General features: G+C 41.9%; 15 protein-coding genes. 12 read left to right on the top strand and 3 right to left on the bottom strand.

Features of this window, described 5'->3' with window-relative positions; all coding sequences use genetic code 11:
* Positions 1–2: 2 nt before the first annotated feature.
* Positions 3–179, bottom strand: coding sequence for a hypothetical protein (locus B9Y81_RS15310; RefSeq protein WP_176221487.1), 177 nt, complete (start codon positions 177–179; stop codon positions 3–5).
* A gap of 234 nt (positions 180–413) precedes the next feature.
* Between B9Y81_RS15310 and B9Y81_RS11435 the strand changes: the two genes are divergently transcribed.
* The 7 genes from B9Y81_RS11435 to B9Y81_RS11465 all read left to right on the top strand — a co-directional run bounded on the left by B9Y81_RS11435 (position 414) and on the right by B9Y81_RS11465 (position 9,903).
* A complete protein-coding gene (locus B9Y81_RS11435) occupies positions 414–1,112 on the top strand; it encodes a DUF3823 domain-containing protein (protein WP_085537054.1) in 699 nt (232 codons plus the stop codon).
* Positions 1,113–1,213: 101 nt separating this feature from the next.
* Positions 1,214–1,996, top strand: coding sequence for a DUF5040 domain-containing protein (locus tag B9Y81_RS11440; RefSeq protein ID WP_085537055.1), 783 nt, complete (start codon positions 1,214–1,216; stop codon positions 1,994–1,996).
* 107 nt (positions 1,997–2,103) lie between these two features.
* On the top strand, positions 2,104–3,405 hold the full coding sequence (locus B9Y81_RS11445; protein ID WP_085537056.1) for a TolC family protein: 1,302 nt from the start codon (positions 2,104–2,106) through the stop codon (positions 3,403–3,405).
* Entirely contained in the window at positions 3,402–4,481 is a 1,080-nt protein-coding gene (locus B9Y81_RS11450; protein ID WP_085537057.1) for an efflux RND transporter periplasmic adaptor subunit, read from the top strand. Before B9Y81_RS11445 ends, B9Y81_RS11450 begins: the two co-directional genes overlap by 4 nt.
* 9 nt (positions 4,482–4,490) lie before the next feature.
* Positions 4,491–7,589 carry an efflux RND transporter permease subunit gene (locus B9Y81_RS11455; RefSeq protein ID WP_085537058.1) on the top strand — a complete coding sequence of 1,033 codons (3,099 nt, stop codon included), beginning with the start codon at positions 4,491–4,493 and terminating at the stop codon, positions 7,587–7,589.
* A gap of 276 nt (positions 7,590–7,865) precedes the next feature.
* Positions 7,866–8,549 carry a response regulator transcription factor gene (locus B9Y81_RS11460; protein ID WP_085537059.1) on the top strand — a complete coding sequence of 228 codons (684 nt, stop codon included), beginning with the start codon at positions 7,866–7,868 and terminating at the stop codon, positions 8,547–8,549.
* 7 nt (positions 8,550–8,556) lie between these two features.
* Positions 8,557–9,903 (top strand): sensor histidine kinase, encoded by a 1,347-nt coding sequence (locus tag B9Y81_RS11465; RefSeq protein WP_085537060.1) that lies wholly within the window; start codon positions 8,557–8,559, stop codon positions 9,901–9,903.
* Positions 9,904–9,912: 9 nt separating this feature from the next.
* Here the strand turns inward: B9Y81_RS11465 and B9Y81_RS11470 are convergent, their stop codons facing one another.
* Positions 9,913–11,511 (bottom strand): ATP-binding cassette domain-containing protein, encoded by a 1,599-nt coding sequence (locus tag B9Y81_RS11470; protein WP_085537061.1) that lies wholly within the window; start codon positions 11,509–11,511, stop codon positions 9,913–9,915.
* Complete coding sequence (locus B9Y81_RS11475) at positions 11,504–13,150, bottom strand: ATP-binding cassette domain-containing protein (protein WP_085537062.1); 1,647 nt, start codon at positions 13,148–13,150, stop codon at positions 11,504–11,506. The genes B9Y81_RS11470 and B9Y81_RS11475 overlap by 8 nt, the downstream gene beginning before the upstream one ends.
* Positions 13,151–13,480: 330 nt before the next feature.
* On the opposite strand from B9Y81_RS11475, the gene B9Y81_RS11480 reads away from it, so the two are divergent.
* The 5 genes from B9Y81_RS11480 to B9Y81_RS11500 all read left to right on the top strand — a co-directional run bounded on the left by B9Y81_RS11480 (position 13,481) and on the right by B9Y81_RS11500 (position 21,309).
* Complete coding sequence (locus B9Y81_RS11480) at positions 13,481–14,566, top strand: clostripain-related cysteine peptidase (protein WP_085537063.1); 1,086 nt, start codon at positions 13,481–13,483, stop codon at positions 14,564–14,566.
* Positions 14,567–14,854: 288 nt separating this feature from the next.
* On the top strand, positions 14,855–15,517 hold the full coding sequence (locus B9Y81_RS11485; protein WP_085537064.1) for a response regulator transcription factor: 663 nt from the start codon (positions 14,855–14,857) through the stop codon (positions 15,515–15,517).
* A gap of 3 nt (positions 15,518–15,520) precedes the next feature.
* Positions 15,521–16,906, top strand: coding sequence for a sensor histidine kinase (locus B9Y81_RS11490; protein ID WP_085537065.1), 1,386 nt, complete (start codon positions 15,521–15,523; stop codon positions 16,904–16,906).
* A 70-nt stretch (positions 16,907–16,976) separates the two neighbouring features.
* Positions 16,977–20,120, top strand: coding sequence for an efflux RND transporter permease subunit (locus B9Y81_RS11495; protein ID WP_085537066.1), 3,144 nt, complete (start codon positions 16,977–16,979; stop codon positions 20,118–20,120).
* Entirely contained in the window at positions 20,104–21,309 is a 1,206-nt protein-coding gene (locus B9Y81_RS11500) for a TolC family protein (RefSeq protein ID WP_085537067.1), read from the top strand. The genes B9Y81_RS11495 and B9Y81_RS11500 overlap by 17 nt, the downstream gene beginning before the upstream one ends.
* The last annotated feature ends 2 nt before the right edge of the window (positions 21,310–21,311 follow it).

Here is a 21,311-nt window from a genome sequence, read left to right on the forward strand (position 1 = left end):
TTTCAACGATTCATGACGACAGGAAATCTCTTGTAGTCATGAATCGTTTCCTCCCTCACCTCACCCCGACTATCCTCACTGTCATCTCGACCTCCCTCTTTGTCATTCCAACCACCCTGCCCTGTTATCTCAACCATCCCTCCCCTGTCATCTCGACCGGAGTGGAGAGATCTCTGCATAAGGCTTCGTTAATTAATAGTCACTTGGGATGAGATCTTTCGACAAGCTCAAGATGACAACTGGATTGGTATGAGACCCTTCGACAAGCTCTGGGTGACATGGGTTATTGATTTGATGGATACTTCGAGAGGCTCTGGGTGACATGGGTGAAACAGTTTTTTTTGCTCGTTTTTTGCTTGATTTTTGGGGTTTTGTAAATTGCTGATAATCAGCATTATTTAATTTACAATCGTATGAAAAAGAATAAATTATATATCGCATTTCTATCCTTTTCCGTATTTTTTGCATCGTGTGGGCTTACTGATATTGACAATTACGATGCGCCGAATGCTACAATACAAGGAGGGATATATGATATGGAATCCAACGAACTCATCGAACAGGATATTGTTGATGGGATGCAGATAGAATTTGTAGAACAAGGTTTCGATAATCCACACACGCAGTATATGATCGTGAAAAATGACGGAACTTACCAAAACAATCTAATGTTTGCCGCTTCTTATACCATGCAGCCTGTACGGGGTAATTTTGTTCCTGTGGAAAAACAGGATATTACGGTAAAAAAAGGGAATAACACGGTCGATTTTAAGGTACAACCTTATATACGTATCAAAAACGCGGAGATTTCTAAAGTAGGAAATAAAGTTGTGGCAACATTTAAAATCGAACAAACGGTAACAAACGATGTAAAACAGCTGACTTTATTTGCGCATCAGGAACCCAATGTAGGATGGAAACTGCATACGGCGTCAGCCAATCAGGATGTGAATACGACAACTCTTGGAAGCACCTTGTATACGCTCGAAATAGACTTGGCTGCAAATTCTTCACTACAATCTGGTAAGGAATATTATTTCAGGGTTGGAGCCTTGATAGATGCTCCCGAAGCAAAATACAACTATGCTCCGGCAGTGCGCTTAAAACTATAAATACAATCTTACATAAAGTATCCGGGCATCAATTTTATAAGGTGCCCGGTTTTTTTTATTAAACAGTTAAACTACTTTTGTAAATAAACCCATATTATCAGATGAAAAACATATTTGTAATTGTCTTGTTTATCACGGCATCGATGAGCAATTTTTTATTTTCACAAAATGCTACAAACTATACTATACTGTTGACGGGAGCATCTTTCGCATCGTCAGACAACGGGTGGTTCGAAATTGGCTGTCGGACATTGAACGCACAGCCTGTTAACAGAGCCATAGGAGGAGAAGCTATTGCTGATGCTGCCAACCGAATGATCAGTGGTTCTTTGTATTCTCTTGAAGAATTAGAAAACATCGACGCGTTCGTGATTATGCATGTTCACAATAAGGATGTGTTTGATGAATATTTCCTGCTAGATAAACATACGGATTACGCCACTCCTTTCGACAGAAGTAATTATGCTGTGGCTTTTGATTATCTTATTAAAAGATACATAACCGAATGTTATGAGCTGAAGAACAATCCGAAATCAAAGTACTATGGAACAACATCCGGAAAACCGGCAACCATCATTTTGTGTACCAATTGGCATGATAGCAGAACGCTGTATAACTCCACCGTGCGCAAACTGGCTCAAAAATGGGGCTTTCCGTTAGTCGAATTTGATAAATACATTGGTTTTTCGAAAGATGCAGTACACCCGGTAACCGGCAAACAAACAAGTTTGTTGTATTCGTTAGATTCACAAAAGATAGGCGAAACGGAATTTGGCTGGCATCCGCAACAAGGAACCGATAAATACATTCAACAACGCATGGCCTCCATATTTGTAGCGCTGATGAGGCAGATTCTTCCCGACAAACAGGCAAACACGTTTTAAGCGTTATTATATACGCTATTACACATTCTAATCTACTTCTAATCTAAGCCCAAAGCTGCTCTAATCTTTAGAAAATAGCTTTGCATCCAAAATAGATTGTTGTAGATATGAAAAAATACTTCTTCTTTTTTGGCTTCCTATTGCTATGCGCTAAGGGTACTGCTCAGTATAGAGAAACAATAAAGCTTACTCCTGCGGACGTTGAGGCCGTTTTCCTGAAACAAAACATTCAACTCATCGCGGAACAAATGAATATCAGCATGGCCGACGCTGATATTTTGCAGGCCCGGTTGTGGGATAATCCTACGCTTTCGGTTGGCGACGTAAATCTTTGGACTACACAAGGGCAACGCGAAGGTGAAGCGGAAGTTATCCCTCCGGTGTTTGGCTCTTTTGCCAGAAACACACAGTTTTCCCTTGAACTGAGTCAGTTGATTCAAACGGCAAACAAAAAAGGCAAACTGGTTGGCAGAGAGATAGTATCCAGAGAAATCGCTGTTCAGGAATTTGAACTTGTTTTACGTGGGTTAAAGATAGAACTAAGAAGGGCAATCCATGAAATCATCTATTTGCAAAACTACCTGGGCGTATTATCTACGCAACAGGAAGCAATAAGCCGGCTGATAACCTCTTACCGAAGCCAGCTGCTGCAAGGAAACATCGCAAAAACGGAAATGCTCAGGCTGCAATCGTCATTGCTTGAAATCGAAAATGAAGAGAATGAAACGAAAGCAGACCTGAATGAACAACTGAAAATAGTAAAATCACTGCTGTGCATCGATCCGCTGATACGTATTGAGTTGATTGATGTTGAGAAAGAAACGATAGCACCGGAATCAATCCTATTGACGCAATTAGTAGGGCAAACCCTGACCGGCAGAGCCGATATAAAGCGAAGTCAACTTCAGACTAAGTTTTTTGACAAATCATTGGCTTACGAAAAATCACAACGTATACCCGATCTTACCTTCAGTGTCGCCTACGACCGTCGCGGAGGGGTGTGGAGAGACTTTGTGGGCTTTGGTGTAAGCATGGATCTGCCTTTTTTCAACCGGAATCAAGGGGGAATCAAAGCCGCGAAGATAAGTCGCGCGCAAAGTTTGCAGTTGGAGGAACAGTTGCTCAACGAGGCACAACACGAAACGGTGGAAGCTTACAGCAACTATTCCGATGCCTATAATTTTTACCGGAAGATCAGTTCAGACGATCTGCTTACCCAGCTCGACACGATGCTGGATGTATATTCCAAAAATTTATTGAACAGAAACATCAGCATGGTGGAATATATCGATTTCATGGAGGCGTACAAAAGCAACAGGCAAACGCTGCTGATGGCACGGAAAAAGATGCGGATGCAATTTGAAGAATTACAATATATAGTAGGAACAGAAATCACAAACGCTTTATGATAAACAGAAATATAGTTTTAGCTGTACTGGCAACAGTTTTCTTGTCGGCCTGTTCGGGTAACGGAGATAAAAAAGAGCAGAAAGAAAATCTAATCAAAGATGCTTTCTTAAAAAAGGTGCAGACTATCCCTGCGGAAATGAGTAGTCAGGAACAGGAATTAACACTTGCCGGTAAGGTAGCATGCGATCCGGAAAAAACAATCCATTATTTACCCCTGCTTAATGGTGTTATTGACAGGACTTATTTTTCATTAGGGGAAAAAGTATCAAAAGGACAAAACTTGCTTGATATGCGTAGTACGGAGCTAAGTACGTTGTTGTCTGAAAAAACGTCGTTAGAAACGGAAGAAAAATTGGCCGAGCGCGAACTTAGCACAGCACAAAGTTTGTATAACGACGGCATGTTTTCCGAGAAAGAGCTATTCGAAGCACAAGGCAAGCTAAAGCAAGTACAGGCTTCGCTAAATAAAACGAATGCAGACATTGCGGTCTACGGCATACAAAAAGCAGACGGCACATTCGCGGTAAAAGCGCCTATCGCAGGGTATATCATTGAAAAGAACGCTTCATCCGGCACAACGGTATCCGAAGGCAGTGAGCCTTTGTTTACTATTGCCGACCTCAACACGGTATGGATACTTGTTAACGTATACGCCGGAAATCTGCAATTTGTACACGAAGGTATGGAGGTAGAGATAACCTCTCTCTCCTATCCCGGAGAAGTGTTTAACGGTAAAATCAGTTATATACCACAGGTTTTCGATTCGGAAGAGAAAGTGTTAAAAGCCAGGATCGTGATGCAAAATACAGCGCTGAAATTCAAACCGGAAATGTCGGTTGTTGTAAAACTGAAAAGCAAGAACCGGGCAAACAGCATTGCGATACCTTCGGATGCCCTCATTTTTGACAACAATCGCTATCACGTAGTAGTAGAAGAGTCGGAAGGTCTGTTCAGGTATAAAGAGGTGCTGCTGCAAGGACATAATGGCAATACTTCTTACATCGCTTCAGGATTGGAAGAAGGCGAAAAGGTAGTTATCAGAAATCAGTTGTTAATCTATTCCGGTCTTAAATAATATTAGGTTATGCATAAATTTGTAGGAAATATAATTGCTTTTGCCCTTCGCAATCATGTGTTTGTTCTTTTCTTGACCGCCATTCTCTTTATAACGGGTATAGCGTGCTATTTCAATACGCCTATTGAGGCTTATCCGGATGTAACGAATACGCGTGTACGTATTATTTCGCAATGGCCCGGCCGTAGCGCAGAGGAAGTGGAGAAATTTGTAACCTTGCCCGTTATGCGGGCGATGAATACCATTCCCCGTAAAACAGATGTACGTTCTACATCTCTATTTGGTTTGTCGGTGGTAACTGTTCTTTTCGAAGATGGTGTAGACGATTTCTTCGCGCAGCAATACGCCTCCAACCGGATGCAAGACCTTGATCTGCCCGAAGGCGCGGATACATCTATCGAACCACCGTCGGGAGCCACCGGCGAAATTTTCCGCTATGTGTTGAAAAGCGATTTACCCATACGTGAAGTAACCGCGATAAACGAATGGGTGGTAGAACGCGAACTGTTGTCGGTGCCCGGCGTAGCCAGCATCAACAGTTTTGGCGGAGAAGAGAAAATATACGAAATAAAAGTCAATCCGGTGGAACTCGCCAATTACGAGCTTTCTCCGCTGGATGTTTACGAGGCCGTATCAAACAGCAATGTAAACGTAGGTGGAGATATTATAAAGAAAGGAAGCCAGGCTTTTGTGGTGCGGGGTATCGGTCTGCTTGAAAGCGTGGAAGACATTGAAAACATCCTGATAGAAACACGCGGGGGCACTCCCATACGTGTGAAACAGGTTGCCTCGGTCGGCATATCGTCCAAGCCACGTTTGGGACAAGTCGGATTGGATGATGAAGACGATATTGTACAAGGTATTGTGGTTATGCTGCGCGGACAGAATCCGGGAGAGGTAATCAAAGGGGTAAAAGACAAGATTGCCGAACTAAATGATCGTATACTCCCGGCTGAAGTAAGGATAGAGCCGTTTCTGGATCGCACAACATTGGTGGAGACAACCGTTAATACGGTGGTTAAAAATCTGGCGGAAGGCATCTTGTTGGTATCCCTCGTTGTGTTTATATTCTTGTTTAACTGGCGCACCACCGTTATTGTCGCTACGGTTATTCCACTTTCATTCCTTTTTGCCATTATCATGTTACGCATTCAGGGCTTACCGGCAAATCTGATCTCAATGGGCGCGCTGGACTTCGGACTGCTTTTGGAGGGAACACTCGTTATTGTAGAAATCATATTTGTAGCGATGAAGAAGCGGAGTAATCAGTTGGGCGAACGGTTTACCCGCACCTTAAAAAGTGGTTTGATAAGAAGAAGCGCAAGCAGCGTGGCCTCTCATATTTTCTTTGCACAGATCATTTTAATGGTTGCCCTCTTCCCTATTTTCTCGTTTCAGAAAGTAGAAGGAAAAATGTTTTCGCCGCTGGCCTTCACCTTGGGGTATGCGTTGTTAGGCTCGCTGATATTGGCGTTGACTTATGTTCCCGTGATGTGCAAGTTATTGATGACCAAACCAATAAAAGAGAAATCGAATTTCATCAGCCGATTCTTTATAGCTATTCAATACAAGGTGTTTGCATTCAGTTCGCGTTACCGCAAGGGAACTATTGCCGCTTTCTGTTTAGTTCTTTTGGTTTGCTTAACCCGTTTTATGTTCTGGGGCACAGAGTTTATTCCGAACATGAATGAAGGGGCAATCTATATCCGTGCCACATTGCCGAATAGCGTGAATCTGGACGAGTCGGTAAAAATAACGCAGGAGATGAAAGAAAAACTCCGGAAGTTTGACGAAGTAAAGTTTGTGCTATCGCAAACAGGACGCCCGAACGACGGAACCGATGCGACCGGATTTTTTAATATCGAATTTCACGCAGAATTGAAACCGGAAAAAGAATGGAGCCGAAAGATTAAGAAGGAAGCACTGATTCAGCAAATGCAGGATTCATTGGATATCTATCCGGGTGTTATTTTTGGGTTCAGCCAACCTATTCAGGATAATGTAGAGGAATATGTAGCCGGTGTAAAGAGTGCCTTGGTTATAAAAATATACGGCGATGATCTGTATAAACTGGAAGCTCTTGCCGACTCTACCGCTTCTGTGATACAAAACATACGGGGTGTTGAAGATGTAAACGTATTCCGAAGTATCGGATTGCCCGAATTGCAAATAAAACTGGAGGAAGCACAAATGGCACATTATGGTGTATCGATGGCGGATGCGCAAGCGGTAATCGAAATGGCTATCGGCGGAAAAGCCGCGACTAGATTTTATGAAGGCGAACGCATATTTGATGTACAACTTCGTTTTCAGCAGGAATACAGAGACAATGAGGATAAGATTGGAAATATTCTTATCCCCACAATGGATAAAAAATACGTGCCGCTGAAAGAGATCGCCGACATCTCGTTCATTACGAGCCCTACATTTGTTTATCGCGATGGCAGCAGTCGTTACGTTGGTGTAGGTTTTAGTATCCGCGACCGCGATTTGGGTTCGACAATAAACGAGGCACAGAAAAAAGTGACGGAAAACGTACCTTTACTCCCTGAAAACAAGATGGTTTGGGCTGGCGAATTCGAAAGCCAGCAACGTGCCACCGGTCAGTTGGCCATTATCGTTCCGGCTGTTATCCTGCTTATCCTGTTTTTGCTCTACATGAATTTCGGCACAGTAAAAGACACCTTGATCGCGGCGAGCACAATGCCCTACGCCTTTATCGGTGGATTTATATCGCTATGGGTAACAAATACGGTGTTTGGCATTTCGGCCGGTATTGCATTCATTATTCTGTTCGGGGTAACCTCTATAGATAGTATTTTGCTTATCGCACTGATGAAATCTAAAATGCAACGCACAAACAATCTTCGCTTAGCCATAAACGAAGCCGTATCCGAGCGTCTGCGCCCTGTGCTGATGATTGCCCTGATGGGATCCATGGGCTTACTTCCGGCTGCCCTTTCACACGGAATGGGGTCGGAAATACAAAAACCGTTGGCCATTATGATTGTGGGAGGAATTCTGATAAGTATGATTTTGTCTTTCACCGTGCTTCCGCAAGTTTTCTATTTTGCCTACAGAAGAGACAAGCGTTTGAAAGAAAAATAAGAGCTGTTTTTTTTACATTACTATATGTTTAAAAAGATATCCTTTATGTTTTGAAAAATAAAGGATATCTTTTCAAAAATAACCTTTATATTTTCCGCCTCTATAATAGACTGATTATCAGCGATGTAAAAAAGCCCTCAAAAACGGCAAATTAAGTCGCGATTTTAACATGAAAAAAGCACAGAAAGAGTTGTTGAAAACCGGTTTTTCTTCTTGGACAAAATAAAATAACTATTTTTAGAATCTGTAAGAGCCTGTTTAAATTAGTATTGCATTATGGAACTTTTATTGGTTGAAGATAATCGCCGTATCAGCGAGTTTATGGTGAAGGGACTGGAAGAATGTGGGTTCTCGGTTGTTCTAGCCGAAAACGGTACCGACGCCCGTAGTCTGATCACGCAGCGTGAATGGGGTTTGATTTTGCTCGACATCATGCTTCCTGATTTAGACGGAATCACACTGCTGCAATACACCCGGTATAAAAAAATCAACACTCCTATACTTGTAGTCAGTGCGTTAGGTGAACCGGACGACAAAGTCAAAGCGTTAGACTATGGCGCGGATGATTACCTGGCAAAGCCTTTTCATTTTAAGGAACTGGTGGCACGTATCCATGCGCTGACCCGCAGATCGAAGTTTAATAATGAAGTACAAGACAAAGCCCTGGTTGCCGATGACCTGAAATTGTATATAGACAGCCATGTGGTGGAACGGGGCGGTGTAGAGATAAAGCTGACCTTGCAGGAATTCAAACTTCTTCAGCTGTTAATGGAGAATAAAAACAAAGTATTGCCCCGCCCTCAGATTTTAAATACGGTGTGGGGGATCGATTACGATACAAATACAAATGTGGTAGATGTGTATATATCTTATCTCCGAAATAAGATTGATTCGATGTCGCAGAATAAGCTGATCCAAACCGTAAAAGGAAGAGGATATTTAATACGAACGCAAGCATAAACCGGGTATGAAAATTCAGACACGTCAAAGTTTATATAGTTCCCTCGCCTTCGGAGTTATTTTTATTATCATCTCATTTTTTATTTATGTTCTTTATCAGAAAAACACCCAAAGGGCAGTAAATAAGAATTTAGAGAAGACAGCCTATTTAGTGGCGTTTTTTCACCTGGAAGAAGATGAACTCAACGCGAATGAATTTGAATCCGTAAGGAAACAATTCGATGCCATAGTAGCCGGCGATTCCTATCAGGTTTATAATCAGAACGACGAAATTGTTTGGGGCAATAAGAATGAAACGATATCCTTATCTACATTGAATGCGATAAGAGAGAAGCGAAGTTTATCTTTCTCCTCCGAAAACGAGTTTTGTCACGGTCTCTATTACGAAGATAATCAGGGCGATTTCGTAATTGTAGCCAAGGAACCCAAAGCACTGTTAAATGAGCAATTGGTCGCTTTGTTGTGGATACTGCTATCGGCACTGATTGTGGGTCTGATCGCTGTTGTTTTACTTAGCCGTTGGTTGGCGCGTATTGCTTACAAACCTTTTAGTTCGGTAATAGATCAGGTAAAAAACATTCCGCCACACAACCCGACAAATCAGATCGACGTGCCCAACACAAAGGATGAATTGCAGGAACTGACCGAAACATTTAATCATTTGCTGGAACAGATAGCGGATACGTTTATTATTCAAAAGAATTTTGTTAATTATGTTTCGCATGAATTCAAAACGCCTTTGGCTTCGATGCTGGGAAATTTAGAAGTATTCTCCCTCAAAGACCGTAGTCCGGAAGAATACGAGAAACTTTCGTTGAAACTTATCTCGCAGATTCATCAGTTAGAAGAGATTCTGAATACGCTGATCATTATTTCAAACCTGAGAAAAGAAACGGAATTGAGCAATCAATTCAGGATAGATGAACTGATTTGGGAGATTATTGAAAAGCTCTCACTCAGTTATGCAAATAATAAAATCAATGTTCAACTGGATATTTTGCCGGAAGACGAAGATATATTGATGGTCGAAAAAGACCGTACGCAATTGTTGATGGCCATGTTTAATATCATCGAAAACGGGGTTAAATATTCAGGAGGTAAATCAATAGACATCAGGCTGTATAGAGAGCATACCCGGCTGAATATCGCGGTTGCGGACAAAGGTATCGGCATCCCTGCCGGGGAACTTAAAAACATCAGCAAACCCTTTTACCGTGCCGACAACGCAAGCCCGATGCACGGAAGCGGTATTGGACTTTCAATCGCCTTACGCATCCTGGAAAAGAACAACATTAAATACCGCATAGAATCCGGAGTGAATACCGGCACAACGATTATTATCTGTTTTGAATAATAAGAAATTCTAAAGCCGAACCACCTTATCCACTATTCCTTCAAATTCGGTCAGGTGTGTAGCCATCAGGATGGTAATATCCGGATAGCGTTGTTTGATGTTTTGGAAAATGGCGATGGCGTTTTCCGAACTGATACCGGCTGTAGGTTCGTCTACTACCAATAATTGAGGCTCTTTTAGCAGAGCTTGCGCGAGAAGTAGTTTTTTACGCTGTCCGCCGCTCAGGGTTTCGCCGTTTTCACCGATCCAGCTATCTAAACCGTTTGGTAATGCCGAACGCCAACTTTCCAGATCTACTGTTTTTAGTACTTGCTCTATTGCTTCGTCGGGGTAGCTTTCGAAATTCTCACGCAGCGTTCCGGTGAGGAGATAAGCTTTTTGTGTAACGTAAATACATTCGGGTACAGGTAGATGCAATAGATCCGCATCATCATTCCAGACCAAAGAGCCGCTCCGGCGGTATTCGGGATAGAAGAGACTGTTCAGCAAGGTTGTTTTTCCTTTTCCTGTTTCTCCGTAGAGGGCAATCCAGTCTCCTTTCTCTATAACCAAGGATACTTCGCCGGTTTCGACAGGTGTTTCGGGTATTTTAGCACTTACATTTGTTAGGCTTAGCTTTCTCAGCGCATCGTGTACCTGTACTGTTTCAACCGGTTGCGCGCCTTGTTTTAGAATTGAATCGATATCTTTTATCTGGTGTTCCACCGAACTTTTTTCTGATTTTCCGGAGAAAAGCATTTCGGATAATTCGGCCTGTGCCATGATCCCAAAGAAAATCCCGATCGCGGTAGGTGCATCTATTCCGTACTGTCCGGAACGCCATAGCAGGAATGCGGCGATGTAACTAAATCCGAGTCCGGCAATCAGTTGCAGCCAGAATGAATTCGTTTGCAATTTCTTTTCTAATTGTTCAAGTTCTGATAATCTCTGTTCGTATTGCAGGATAGCCTTCTCTTCCATATTGTATTTTGAGATTTCAATTCTGCCTCTGAAACTTTGAATGAGTGCCTGGTTATTTGTTTCACGGGCTGATTTCAGGGCTTGATAATGCTTTCTGTTCTTCACAAAAAAGAATTGAGGCACGACAAACAATAAAATAGCAGATGAGATTACAAACTCCAATGCAAGTGGTGCTGAAAAGAACGCCATAAAAAAGGCATAAACACTAAGTGTAAGGATTAGCGAGGATAAGGGCAACAGCCATAAAAGAATATGATTTAATAGCTGATCTACCCCGTGCGTACTGTTTTCGAGCAATGCGGAGTTATTATTGACTTGCTTTTTGAAATAGGGAAGCCGGGCAACAGACTGAAATATTTGTAATTGCAGCCGTTGCTGCGCCTCGAGTGTAGTTTTATGATTTTCTAATCGTTCGAAGTATCTCATGGCAGTACGCACCAATGCCATTAAACGGATAATGGCAGACGGAACCAAATACGAGAATGTGGTGCTTGCGGTAATGAACACAACACTGCAAATGGCCAGAAACCAACCGGAAATGGCCGGAAGCGCTACAAAGGAAATAGTCCATAACAACAACAAGAAAAACCCCCGAAACCATTTGCCGGCTAAGGGATACAAGATATGTTTGGTAATAAATTTATTCATAAGTCATTTGTTCTCCCCAGTTTAAGTTTACTATCCGATCGGCAACAGTATCAAACATCTTCTCGTGCGAAGCAACGATCACCAATTGGCTTTCGGCCAACTTCATTATTTGTGGAAGAATGATGCCGACTGTATCGGTGTCTAAATTTGCCGTCGGTTCATCCAGAATAGCGATTGGTCGTGGGTGCATCAGCATACGGGCAAGGGTGACTAATTGTTTTTCACCACCCGAAAGCTGTTTGCCGTTGTGGCTTAAAGTTGTTTGCCAGCCGTCTTCCTTTTTGTTTAGTATCTTATCTAAGAATGCAGGATAGTTGTTGTTCTTATCTGTGTCTTTTTCCAGAAATACGTTGTACTTCAACGTTCCATCAAAGATGAACGGAAATTGATTCATGTAAGAGGTGTTTGCCTTCAGCCATTGCCGGGACCATTCGTTCGTTTTCCCGTTGACCGACACGGTGCCTTCTTTCACGGGCAGACTCCCTGTACATATCTTCAGCAAAGTCGATTTGCCCGAACCGGATATTCCTTTCACCAATACCAACCCTTTACGGGGCAACGTAAGGTGAATATCATGCAGTACTTTTACGGGCGAATCAGGATAAGCAAAGTTCAGTCTGTCTATCTCGAATGTATCGGCTGCTTCACGGATATCGACAAAAGTCGTGGTGTTTTCGTCTTCCAACAACGGCATCACGGTTTTTGCAGAAGCAATGGCTCTGTTGCGGTCGTGATAAGCACTCACAAACTTTCGCAAATAAAAGAAGAAATAAGGAGTTATGGTGAGTAGGAACAGTGCGATTCTGAAATCGTATCCTTTGCCATAGTTCGGCCCGGCCATAATACCGAGCAGACTCATGCCGAGATAAATAGCGACCATCGCAATCGCAAGGGTAACAAAAAGTTCCAATACCGCCGAGGATAGGATAGCAACCCGCATTACGCTGGTAGTCGCGTCATTTAAAGCCTTGCTTTTTTCTGAAAGAAAACGGTACTGCGGTTTGAAATTAGCCAAATTAACTATTTCCGCGATCGTTTGCAGGCGATTGTAAAACACTGCCGAATATTTCAGAAACAGATCAATATGTTTTTTGTGAAGCGCTTCGGCTCCTATTCCGATAATAATCATCTGCATAGGGATAACCACCAGCGAAACAAGAAGTACAAGACCTACCCATTTCTCCGTCCAAAGACAAACCACCATTAACAGCAGACTAACCAACACCGATGCCATTGCATAAGGAATAAAGAAGGCAAAATAAGGCTTCAGATCATCGCTCACCCGGGTAACGAACAGCGTGCTCGATACGGAATCTGATTTGCTGTTGTTTAATAATATCGGGTAAAGTTCTTTTTTTACCCGCCCTACAATGATATTCCCCGCGTTGTAGTTGAGCTGCGAGGCAACATGGGCGAAAATATATCTGCCCGTTAGAAATACCGATGCAATCAACAGCTGATCCGGCAAAACGAGTCCATCGTTGAGCCACGAAGCCGCAAATCCCGACAAGTACCAACAAAAAACGACAAAACACCCCGCGCTTATCAACGTAAAAACCGAAGCCCGGATATAAGCACTCTTCGCTTCAACAATCCTTTTATTTAACCAGCGCGAAGCACTTTTCTCATTTTCCTCCATTGAGTATAGCTTAAATTAAAACCTCATCCCTCACAAACAAAGATAAGTATTTATATAAACAATTCCCGAACAAAAAGTTCTCACAACTTCTGCAGAACTCAGATTAACAAAGAGAGCTCAACATAAAGAGAGACCCCTCCCCACCCGATTACGCGATTTGCTTTCATAATAGTATATCTTTTCGGTTAAAAAAGGATGATGCGGGGTAAAATGATGTGGGAAAGACGTGACAGTGCGGAAATTATTGCTTAGATTTGCGCTGAATTTCATTTGTTTAACTATAGAATATAAGGGAATGTCGTTTTGTGGGCATCACCTTCGCTTAACTGTATGTGTAAATTAATCAAAACCTCGATTTTTATCTTGTCTTTGTGCTTGTTTTTCTCCGGATGCACTAAAGAGGATGAGGAACCAAAGGAGACTATACGAACTGTTCTTTATTATATTGGGGGGGATAATAACCTGAGTGGTGAAGCGCTGCAAAAGGCCGATCAACTGAAAGATGTGGTTATTCCTAAATGCGGAAACTTGCTTATCTACCTCGATTCAAAAAACAGCAATCCCAAACTGATGAAAGTTGGCAACGGCAAACAAACTATTGTTCGTGAGTACGAAGACAGCAATTCGGCTAACGCGGACGTGTTCAAGGGTGTATTGCAGGATGTAATTGAGCTTTATCCGGCTCCCTCGTATGGGTTGGCTGTGTTCTCGCATGCTTCCGGATGGATGCCTAATGGTACTTATGGAAATGCTGCACTTCGCTCGGTGATCATTGACGGAGGCAATGAAATGGAAATTCCTGATTTTGCCGCCGCTATTCCCAACGGTATGTTCGATCATATCATTTTCGAGGCTTGCTTCATGGCAGGTGTCGAAGTGGCTTACGAATTGAAAGATAAAACTAAATACATTGTCGCTTCTTCGGCCGAGATCGTTTCGCCGGGCTTTACTCATGTTTATGCCAAAGCTATACCTTTTTTATTCAAAGAAGAAGCAGACCTCACCGGTTTCTGTCGCGCGATTAAGAGTGATTATGAACAGCGTGAAGAGGACGTCAATTCACTGACACTTAGCCTCATCAGCACGCGTGAGATTGATGGTATTCTGGACGCATTACGTGGTACGAATGTAACCCCGGACATTTCATCACAAAGCTTTAGCCGCTACGGCAATTCCCTCTTCTTCGATCTTTGCGACGGCTACAAAACGTTGCCTGCCGATAAACAAGCCATGCTGCAAGCCGCTACCGAAGCGTGTGTAATCTGGAAATCGGCTACCGACCACTTTATGCTGCCCAAACATGGTGGATTTAGCATACAGGCACACTCCGGACTAACCATCTACATTCCGCAAGATCGCTATCCCAACCTGAACAGAAGTTACAGCTTATTAGAATGGAATAAAAAGATAAATTAACAATTCAAACTCAGGCTTAAAACAGCGGCTTTTTTTCATAATACTATGTATTTGAAAATATATCCTTTATTTTTCAAAAAATATCCTTTATTTTTGGGAAAATAACCTTTATGTTTTTCAATATCTTCAATGTGCTGATTATCAACAACATAAAAGACAGCTCCAAAAACTGAAATCCAAGTCCTGTTTTTAACTTAAATTCACAAACAACAAACCCCACCTCCTCCGGAATAATATAGCACACAAAATTACCGAAAATAGGGAATGTGTCTTTATATTTGCAGTACTATGCGGCATATCCTTATCATAGAAGACGAACCCGGAATCTATAACTTTCTGAAACAAGGGTTGGAGGAGGAAGGTTATAAGATTTCTATTGCTCCTGATGGAAAGCAGGGTGTAGCGCTTTTCCAATCGGAAACACCAAACTTGGTTTTGCTGGACTGGATGCTGCCAAAGATGACCGGCTTAGAAGTTTGCAGAGTTATTCGTGAAAAAGATAAGGAAACACCCATTTTGTTTTTAACGGCAAAAGACACTGTGCAGGAAACAATAGAAGGACTGCAAGCAGGTGCTAACGATTATATCAAAAAGCCGTTTAGCTTCGACGAGCTATTGGAAAGGATAAAGATACATTTCCGTAATAAAGAGCAATCTATCCTTACACTGGGCAATATTATGCTGAATTTAAAAACGTATGAGGTTAAAATGGATTCTTCGGATATCCCCCTGACTCAGCGTGAGTTTGAACTGCTTGAGTTTCTGGTTCGTAATAAAGGCTGTGTCTGCAAAAGAGAGGAGATCATAGAAAAAGTATGGGGAATTAATTTTGAATACGACACGGGGGTTATTGATGTATTTATCAATGCCATACGCAAGAAACTAAATTTAGATAAGGACAATGGATACATTAAAACCGTGCGCGGTGTAGGGTATATAGCCAATATATAGTATATGAAGAATTTTTCTTTCAGAAACAGAATAGCGCTAAACTATATAATCACTACGGCATTGCTGATTGGGATTGTATTTGCTACCATTTTTATAGTGGTAAAAATCAGCGTATCCGGTCATCTGAACGAAGATCTCCGCCGTGAAGCAGACCGCCATTCGCAGGAAGTAGAAGTGAAAAACGGAACTATAGCCTTGAAAAGTCATAAGGAATGGATGGAACGCGAACATAATACAGTAGGCGTAGACCCCGTATTCATTGAATTTCTGGATATTGATGAAACCCTGATCGACAAATCTCCTAACCTCAAAGATACCAATTTGCAATACGACCCTGACCAGAAAGACAATGAGTTCTTCAACGGAGAGCTTGCCGAAAAAAGAATCAGACAGGTGCAAGTGCCTATTCTGGATGATTCCGGGAAAAGAGTCGGACATTTATTGGTTGCAGTAGCCCGTGAAGGTTCAGAAGTGGTTTTGGAAACGTTGCAACGCATTCTCCTACTTACGTACCCTATTTTTCTTGTCATTTTGTTTTTCGTGGCTCGATTTATTGCCGGAAGGAGCATTAAACCCATTAACGATATTATTGATACGTCAAATAACATCACACGAGACAACCTCACCGAACGCATCCCGCTGCCTCACAACATGGATGAGCTATATATCCTTTCGGATACGATCAACCAACTTCTCGATCGAATAGAGAAAACCATAGAACGTGAGAAGTCTTTTACCACCTATGCTTCGCATGAGTTTCGCACGCCATTGGCCGTATTGAAAGGAACACTTGAAGTGCTTATACGCAAACCTCGCCGGCAGGAAGAGTATGAAGAAAAAGTAAAATACTGCATTAATGAAGTAGACCGTTTAAATCATTTAGTGGATGAATTGCTAATTCTTACCCGCTATGAAAACATGAAACAGTCTTTGAAAATGGTAGACGCGAATATTAAAACAATTATTGACGACAATTTAAGGTATATCGATAGAAGCATACAACAGAAAGATATTCAAATCAAGACGATTATATCGCCCGAAATTGTTTATCTGAAAACTGACAGCTATTTGTTTTCCACCATTATAAACAATATACTATCCAACGCAGTGAAATATTCTCATCAGCATGGAGAGGTGGAAATAAATGTGAGCAATGAAGGTAATGTTATGTATTGTGAAGTAAAAGATAACGGTCCGGGTATTTCTGAACAGGATTTAAAGAAAATTTTCGATAAATTCTATCGCTCCTCAGACCATTCCGATATTAAGGGATTTGGCTTGGGATTACCTATTGTAAAAAGATTCTGCTCCCTATTAAATATCAGGATCGACATAACGAGCAAAGAGGGGGCAGGAACTACTGTCAGACTGCAAATACCCCAATCTTAAGCAAATCTTAAGCAACTCCATTTAACATCTTCCTATTTTTGTTTAACATAAAAACAGGTAGGAAAAGTCGATGTTAGAAAAGATTATACGGTTCAGTCTCAACCGCAAGCTCATCATATTGTTATTTACGTTTGTCATATTTGCCTATGGCACTTATTCCGTATTTCATATACCAATCGGGGCGGTTCCTGATATTACCAATAATCAGGTGCAGGTTATCACCACTTCTACCAATCTTTCCACCGAAGATATAGAGCAATTTATCACCTATCCCATCGAGATGGAGATGGCCAACTTGCCCGGCGTACAGGAGATTCGTTCTGTTTCTAAGTTCGGACTGTCTGTAGTAACAATTGTTTTCGATGAAAGCATGGGAACTTATCTGCCCCGCCAATTGATAGCCGAGAAGATAAAAACCGCATCCGAACTTATTCCCGAAGGTTTCGGTTCGCCCGAAATGGGTCCTATATCCACCGGTTTGGGCGAAATCTACCAATATATACTTGATGTAAAACCCGAATACAAAGACAGATACTCTGTTACAGACCTGCGCACCATACAAGACTGGATCGTAAAAAGGCAACTTTCGGGCATCCCGGGGGTAGTCGAAATCAATACTTGGGGAGGATACCTCAAACAATACGAAGTAGCGATTAACCCCTCCCGGCTGAAAGCAATGTCCATAACAACGGGCGACATAGTTACCGCATTGGAGAAAAACAACAGCATTGCAGGCGGTGCATACATCGAAAAGGTCAATCAGAGCTATTTTATTCGTGGAGAAGGGAAGATAAGCTCAATCGAGGATATTGAAAGTATAATCGTCAAGAATGTGGATGGAATCCCTGTTCTTGTTAAAGATATTGCTACCGTTCATTTCGGTAGTGCCAACCGCTTCGGTGCAATTACCGGCAACGGAGAAGGCGAAAAGGTGCTCGGTCAGGTAATGATGCTCAAAGGGGCCGACTCGAAAGAAACCATCAATGCCGTAAAAGAGCGTGTAGCAGAGGTGCAAAAATCACTTCCCGAAGGTGTATATATTAATGCGTTTTTAGAGCGAAGCGAGTTAGTGGCAAAAACGACTTTCACCGTTACCGAAAATCTTATATTGGGCTGTCTGATCGTTATATTTGTGGTTGTACTCTTACTGGGTAATATCCGATCAGGACTTGTGGTTGCATCCGTTATACCTCTTTCCTTGTTATTTGCGATCTCCTTGATGCGGATTTTTGGGATAGACGCCAACCTGATGAGTCTGGGTGCAATCGACTTCGGAATTATTATAGATGGTGCGGTTATTATTGTAGAATATGTATCGGCACAAATGACCGCCAATGCTTCAAAAATAAATCTCCTGCCTGTATCCGACCGAAAAAGGGAAATAGACAGAATAACACTGGGAAGTTCGTCTACCATGATGAATTCCGCCATTTTCGGACAATTGATTATTCTGATTGTGTTTATTCCCATCCTATCTCTTTCGGGAGTAGAAGGAAAAATGTTTCGTCCGATGGCACTCACATTTGGTTTTGCGCTTATCGGAGCTATGCTGCTCTGTTTAACCTATGTTCCGGTAGCATCCTCTTTATTGATAAAACCGCAGCTGCAAAAGAGAAACGGGATAACCGTCAGCATCATGCGATTATTAACCAAATGTTATTTACCCGCCATCACATGGGCACTGAAGCATACAAAGGCGACACTGGCAAGTGCCGCTGGTTTACTTGTTTTGGCTATTCTCGTATTCTCCCGAATGGGTGGCGAATTTATACCACAGTTGGATGAAGGCGACTTCGTTATCCAACCCGTCCTAAAAACAGGAACATCTTTGGCAAAAACGATCGAAACCACCACGTTGATAGAAAAAACAATACTGAATAAATTCCCCGAAGTAGAACAGATCGTCAGCCGTATCGGTGCGGCCGAAGTACCTACCGATCCTATGTCGATGGAAGAAAGCGATATTATCGTAAAAGTAAAACCGAAAAGCGAATGGGTATCAGCAAGCACGAAAGACGAATTAGTTGATAAAATAAAAAAAGAACTTGAAGCGACCATCCCAAATATGGAAATCGAATTTACCCAACCTATCGAGATGCGTTTCAATGAACTTATTTCGGGTACACGATCTGATGTGGCTATCAAAATATTCGGCGAAGATTTAAGCGTATTAGCTGAGAAAGCCGAACAGATAAAGCATGCAATTGCCAATGTGGAGGGTGCTGCCGATATTATTGTAGAAAAAATAGACGGATTACCACAAATGACTGTCGAGTACAACCGCACACACATAGCCCGGTATGGACTGAACATTTCGGATATAAACGATATCGTCTCTTTATCTTTCGCCGGGACAACCGTTGGTAATGTTTTTGAAGGCGAACGCCGTTTCGATCTGGTAATCCGTTTGGAAGAAAACCTCAGGAACAATATTGATGATTTGCAAAACCTCTATGTAGCGCTTCCCGATGGCAGACAGATTCCTTTGCGCGAACTGGCGAAGATAGAATACACCGAAGGACCGGCCAAAATATCCCGCGATGACACCAAACGTCGTGTTGTAATAGGAGTAAACGTGCGTGGTCGTGACATGGAAAGTGTTGTGAAAGACGTTTCTACGATTATCAATGAAAAGATTAATTTACCTCCCGGATATACGGTAACCTATGGCGGACAGTTCGAGAATATGCAAAATGCGCTTACCCGGCTTAAAATAGCTGTGCCTGTCGCTTTGTGCCTCATCTTTGTGCTACTGTATTTTGCTTTTGGTTCGATAAGGGAAACCATGCTTGTCTTTACTGCCATACCGCTATCGGCTGTAGGAGGTGTATTACTGCTCTGGCTACGGGGAATGCCTTTCAGCATTTCGGCAGGAGTTGGCTTTATCGCTCTGTTCGGTATCGCCGTATTAAACGGAATTGTATTGGTAGAACACCTGAAAGTGCTGAAAAATAAAGGCATGAAGAATATAGATGTGCTGATACTGAAAGGGACTACCGACAGACTTCGCCCTGTAACACTAACTGCCGCCGCCGCTGCACTTGGTTTTCTTCCGATGGCCATTTCTTCTTCGGCAGGAGCAGAAGTACAACGCCCTCTGGCAACGGTAGTTATCGGTGGATTATTTACAGCCACCCTGCTCACGATGGTAGTTTTGCCTATACTTTTCAAAGTGTTTGACAAAAATCTGACAAAAGATGAAGACGATATTTAAAAACATAGTGCTCGGATGTGTATTGGCTTTTAGCACGGCAATTTATTCGCAAAACAATAATCCCGAACTAAACAGGCTGATTGAAACAGCAATTACGAATAACAAGGAGTTAAGCTCGTATCAATTGCAGACGCTGGCTTCGAAAGCAAACATCGGAACAGCTTTCGACTTCGATAAAACCTCGGTTTATTATAGCTACGACGAAAACAATATAGCCCCGAACAATAAAGCCCTACGGGTATTTGGAGTAGAACAGACTTTTTCGTTCCCTACTGTATATGGTGCCAAACGCAGTGTAAACAAATCGCAATGGGAGCAAAACAAAGCTTTATTCGAAATACAAAAGAATAAACTCATACTTGCTATTTCGCTGGTATATGAGCAGATTGTGTATACACAAAATAAGGAGAAGCTATACATTCAATTAGATAGTCTCTACTCGGCTTTTTCGAAAGCAGGAAGCCGTAAGTTCGAATTGGGCGAATCTAATTACCTGGAAAAAATAACGGCAGAAGCTAAATCAAAACAGATATATACTACACTGATTCAATTGAAAAACCAAAAGCAAGCCCTTTATGAGCAAATGAAAGCATTGGTACAAAGTGAAGACGACTTACAGATATCAGACAATCAATTGAGTTTATTGTATCTCGAAAATGTTAGCATAGGCAAAGAATTGCAGAAAAATTACCTGGAATCGATAAGCAATACATACTCTTCTCAAATAAAGTTGCAAAATCAAAACTGGCTTCCCGATTTGAGTGTAGAATTGTTTTCAGGAACCAACAAAGGGCTGGGATACAGGCAAAGCGGCTTTCAGATAGGCATAGCTATTCCTTTATTTTTCAGTGGTAATGTTTCGAAACGCAAAACAGCGAAGTTGGAACAGCAAAGTTGGGAGGCCATGCAAAGCAATCGTGAAATACAAATGGAAAGTTTCTATATGCAAAAGCAAGCCGAACTAAATCAGCACAGAGAAATGATTACATATTATACAGAAAACGGACAACTGCTTTCGAAAGAAATCATAAAAACCGCCGATATGAGCTACAAAAATGGTGAGATAGACTTTTTTCAATACATTCAGAGTATGGAGAATGCCATCAACATAGAGTCTGATTATCTGGACAATGTGCTTTCTTACAATAAGTCTTATTTAGAGTTACATTATTTCAATTTTAACGAATAAAC

The sequence above is a fragment of the Massilibacteroides vaginae genome (genome assembly GCF_900178525.1).
Classification (GTDB): Bacteria; Bacteroidota; Bacteroidia; order Bacteroidales; family Tannerellaceae; genus Massilibacteroides; species Massilibacteroides vaginae.

Bases quoted from the DNA above. Each gene is read 5' to 3' on its own strand.
- B9Y81_RS15310 (WP_176221487.1), bottom strand. From the start codon at position 179: ATGCAGAGATCTCTCCACTCCGGTCGAGATGACAGGGGAGGGATGGTT.
- B9Y81_RS11435 (WP_085537054.1), top strand. From the start codon at position 414: ATGAAAAAGAATAAATTATATATCGCATTTCTATCCTTTTCCGTATTT.
- B9Y81_RS11440 (WP_085537055.1), top strand. From the start codon at position 1,214: ATGAAAAACATATTTGTAATTGTCTTGTTTATCACGGCATCGATGAGC.
- B9Y81_RS11445 (WP_085537056.1), top strand. From the start codon at position 2,104: ATGAAAAAATACTTCTTCTTTTTTGGCTTCCTATTGCTATGCGCTAAG.
- B9Y81_RS11450 (WP_085537057.1), top strand. From the start codon at position 3,402: ATGATAAACAGAAATATAGTTTTAGCTGTACTGGCAACAGTTTTCTTG.
- B9Y81_RS11455 (WP_085537058.1), top strand. From the start codon at position 4,491: ATGCATAAATTTGTAGGAAATATAATTGCTTTTGCCCTTCGCAATCAT.
- B9Y81_RS11460 (WP_085537059.1), top strand. From the start codon at position 7,866: ATGGAACTTTTATTGGTTGAAGATAATCGCCGTATCAGCGAGTTTATG.
- B9Y81_RS11465 (WP_085537060.1), top strand. From the start codon at position 8,557: ATGAAAATTCAGACACGTCAAAGTTTATATAGTTCCCTCGCCTTCGGA.
- B9Y81_RS11470 (WP_085537061.1), bottom strand. From the start codon at position 11,511: ATGAATAAATTTATTACCAAACATATCTTGTATCCCTTAGCCGGCAAA.
- B9Y81_RS11475 (WP_085537062.1), bottom strand. From the start codon at position 13,150: ATGGAGGAAAATGAGAAAAGTGCTTCGCGCTGGTTAAATAAAAGGATT.
- B9Y81_RS11480 (WP_085537063.1), top strand. From the start codon at position 13,481: ATGTGTAAATTAATCAAAACCTCGATTTTTATCTTGTCTTTGTGCTTG.
- B9Y81_RS11485 (WP_085537064.1), top strand. From the start codon at position 14,855: ATGCGGCATATCCTTATCATAGAAGACGAACCCGGAATCTATAACTTT.
- B9Y81_RS11490 (WP_085537065.1), top strand. From the start codon at position 15,521: ATGAAGAATTTTTCTTTCAGAAACAGAATAGCGCTAAACTATATAATC.
- B9Y81_RS11495 (WP_085537066.1), top strand. From the start codon at position 16,977: ATGTTAGAAAAGATTATACGGTTCAGTCTCAACCGCAAGCTCATCATA.
- B9Y81_RS11500 (WP_085537067.1), top strand. From the start codon at position 20,104: ATGAAGACGATATTTAAAAACATAGTGCTCGGATGTGTATTGGCTTTT.